A 3,551-nucleotide genomic window follows, 5' to 3' on the forward strand; every position below is an offset into this window, starting at 1 on the left:
GAAAACTGTAGACCGACTCCACGGAGCCCACCAAATCGGCTCTCACCCGGGCGTGTCGGCGCTCAGTCCGCAGGCGCCAGCCAGACCCGTACGGGCAGCGGATCAGTCCCGGTCGGTCGGGTCACCAGCACGTGCTCGTCCTCGCGGACGAGCACGTCGGCAACGAGCTCGGCGCGAAGGCCGACAGCCGAGAAGACCTCGGGTTCCTGCGCCGCACCGCCAGCGCCGGCGTCGGGTGAGTCCGCACCGAGGAGGACGAGCCTCCCACCCCGCTCCCCCACTGCCGCCGACACCTGGTCCACGACCGCCCGCAAGGCAAGAGGGTCACGCCGCAGGAACGACGTCGTCGACAAGGTCGGGACCTCGCACATGCCCCGCACCACCTGCGGCCACTCGTTCGCGGCTCGAGAGTCGACCGCCATCACGACGTCCCCGGGGGCCAGGGAGTCACACACGCGCTCCACCGCCGACAGCGAGCCTCGCTCCACCCCGCCTGCGCGGTGCGGCCAGGTCGCGACGAGCGCCGGCCCGACGACGAGCAGCCCGAGCACCGCCGCGCCCAGCCGGCCAGCCCACACCCTGCCCGCGGGTGCCCCCGCGACCGCAGTGCGCTCCACCAACCACTGCCCAGCCACCACGACGAGCACGACCACCAGCGGCAGCGCGATGAGCAACCGGCGATCGGCCCACGGGTGGTCCGGGGTGATGCCGGGACGCGCCAGGGTCAGCAGGGTCGACCCTGCTGCCACCACCAGCGCAGGCACCCATGCCTCGATCCGGCCCAGCGCGACTGACGACACCGCTCGACGCACGAGCACCGCGAGGACGACGAGCGCCACCGCGAGCGCCACCGGGCCGAGGTACCACGACAGCCACGCGACCGACTGCTCGGCGTAGGTCCGTCCACCATCGATCGGTAGGCCCAACCGCGCCTGCATCCCGGCGACGTACCGGGCACCGGGATCGCTCGCGTCCTGACGCACGACGAGCCACAGCGGACGAGAGGCGAGGGCGACTCCCACGACGACCACGCCTGCCGCAGCCACGTCGGGGAGGCGTCGAACCATGCTCGGGGCGAGCGGCATCCGCACCCCCCTCCTGCGCAGGGCGACGGCCACCAGCGACGCCGCCCCCACCACCACCGCGAGCGCCACCAGCGGCAGGAGGCTGCCCGCGATGGCGGCGACGTACTCCGACGACAACGTCACCGCTGCCGCCGCGGCCACCGCCAGAGAAGTCAGCAACCCGACCAGGGCAGGGCGCACCCACCTGGCTCCGAGGACCGCCCCCAGCGCGAGCACCGGCAGGAGGAGCACGGCCTCGCGCAGGGCATCGATGCGCACCAGACCAGTGCCGCCGAGCAGCACCCCCGCGACGAGCGCAGCCCGCCCGGCACCGTCCGGCCACGCCAGCGATCCCTCGAGCACGCGACCCTGTGACGACTGGTCACCCACGAAGCCCGGCCCCGGCGCGCCAACCGGCCCCGGCACGGCATCCGACGACTGCGCCACGGCGATCGTCAGGGCCAGCAGGGCGCCCGTAAGGGTGAGCATCGCGAGCGGCTCCGAATAGGTGGCGCGCGCCGTGTGCACCACCGGGAACAGCAGCCCGACCCCCAGCGCCGACACCACCCCCGCCCAGGCGCTGACCACCCGCGCCACGAGGAGCCCCAACGCAAGAAGTGCCAGACCCATCGCCACGGCGGGAAGGACAAGGGCCACCGGCCCACCACCGGCCCACCACCCGAAGCCGTAGACCACGGCTGGCCCGACGACGAACTGCGGCTGCACGGCCGGCTCCTGCGGTGTGCCCACCTGGAAGAAGGCCGGGCTCGCGAGGGTCACCCCGTCGAGCGCGAGCACCGCCGGCCCGCCCACCGACTCGGCATCGATGCCGACGACGCGTTCATGGGTGGTCGCGAGGCTCACGGCCGCCTGGAGGTTGCTCGCAGCGTCACGCCGGGGCAGGACCTGCTCGGAGTGCGTGGCACCCACCCAGACGGTGAACCCGAGCGTGACGGCGACGAGGGCGCCCGACGCCGCGACCGGCATCCGCACGCCTGGAACGCTGCGGGCCCACCACCCGCTCGCCACGGCCACCACCACCGCAACGGGCCATGCGACCACCGGTGACCACCACCCGAACCCCGACAGCACAGCCCCCACCGCGCTCACGAGAACGACCCACAGGGCCGCCCCGAGCGCCAGCGACGTCAGGAGGCGGGACCTCACGAACCCAGGCTGGCGATGTGCTCGATGATCCCGGTGGTGGACACCGACGGCGTGCGCGGAAGGTAGACGACCTCGCAGACGTCACTCACCCAGTCGAACTTGCCCGTCCAGTCGTCACCCATGACGAGGACGTCGGCACCGTGCTCGATGATGTAGTCGCGCTTCTGCTCCAGCGACTCCTCGACGAAGACCTCGTCGACGACCCGCAGGCTCGCGACGATCTCCATCCGCTCCTCCTGCGAGTACACGGGGGCGCGACCCTTCTTGGCCAGGTTGAGGGCATCTGCCGAGACGCCGACGACCAACCGGTCACCGAGCGCGGCGGCACGCTGGAGCACCCGGATGTGGCCGACGTGGAAGACGTCGAAGGTTCCGAAGGTGATCACCGTGCGTTCACTCATGTCCCGAGCCTAGTGCCGGGCTGCTGCCCGGCGGGCAGGTCACCGACCAGCGTGGCCCTGTCGGGGGCGCCGGTTATGGTCGCCTGCGTGAGCACCGCGCACCCGACCCCGGCCCACCTCCTGCGCGCCCTCGTCGCCGCCGACCCCGGGCGACCGCGCATCACCGTGTACGACGACACCGACTCCGCCACCCGCGGCGAGCGCATCGAGCTGTCCGCGCGCGTCCTCGCCAACTGGGTGGCCAAGGGGGCGAACCTCCTGCGCGACGACCTCGACGTCGGGGGCGGTTCGGTGGTGCGGCTGGACCTGCCGCCGCACTGGCGCACGCTCTACTGGGCGCTCGCGACGTGGTCTGTCGGCGCGGCTGTCGACGTGCCCGCCAGACGGCGCCCGGATGCCGGGGGTGCGGCAGCCGCTGCCGACTCCGGTGACGCTGGGGTCGACGTGGTCGTGACGGATGCCGTCGACGTCGCCTCGGCGGCGACCGCATCCGGGGCCGACGTGGTGTTCGTGACCCTCGCGGCGCTGGCCCGCTCGGCCACGGTGCCCGTTCCCGCCGGAGCGGTGGACGAGGCCCGCGAGCTCGCGACCCACGGTGACGTGTTCGATGCGTGGGACGAGCCGGATCCGTCCGACGTGGCGCTGCGCCTGCTCGGCGACGGCGACGGCGACGGCGACGGCGACGGCGACGGCGACGGCGAGACGACCTACGCCGCCGTCGTGCCCGAGGCAGTCGCCAGAGGCGAGCGGGTGCACACCAGCACGGCGGACACCGCAGCGTTCCTGCGCCTCGCGCTCGAGGTGTGGGCAGGCGACGGCTCGCTCGTCCTCTCCCGCGGCGACGCGGGTGCCGACGTCCTCACGTCACGGTTCGTCGCCGAGGGCGTGACGCGCCGGTCCTGAGCGCTGACCGTCGGCC

Annotated in this window: 3 protein-coding genes; 1 reads left to right on the forward strand and 2 read right to left on the reverse strand. The window is 73.4% G+C overall.

The window, feature by feature from the left end; translation table 11 throughout:
• Window positions 1–62 precede the first annotated feature (62 nt).
• Together PLL68_RS11560 and PLL68_RS11565 are read right to left on the reverse strand one after the other, a co-directional pair.
• Window positions 63–2,231 (reverse strand): hypothetical protein, encoded by a 2,169-nt coding sequence (locus PLL68_RS11560; protein ID WP_324534233.1) that lies wholly within the window; start codon window positions 2,229–2,231, stop codon window positions 63–65.
• Window positions 2,228–2,632, reverse strand: coding sequence for an FAD synthase family protein (locus PLL68_RS11565; RefSeq protein WP_324534234.1), 405 nt, complete (start codon window positions 2,630–2,632; stop codon window positions 2,228–2,230). The genes PLL68_RS11560 and PLL68_RS11565 overlap by 4 nt, the downstream gene beginning before the upstream one ends.
• 87 nt (window positions 2,633–2,719) lie before the next feature.
• On the opposite strand from PLL68_RS11565, the gene PLL68_RS11570 reads away from it, so the two are divergent.
• Window positions 2,720–3,535 carry a TIGR03089 family protein gene (locus PLL68_RS11570; RefSeq protein WP_324534236.1) on the forward strand — a complete coding sequence of 272 codons (816 nt, stop codon included), beginning with the start codon at window positions 2,720–2,722 and terminating at the stop codon, window positions 3,533–3,535.
• The last annotated feature ends 16 nt before the right edge of the window (window positions 3,536–3,551 follow it).

The organism is Ornithinibacter sp., assembly GCF_035443565.1.
Lineage (GTDB): Bacteria > Actinomycetota > Actinomycetes > Actinomycetales > Dermatophilaceae > Fodinibacter.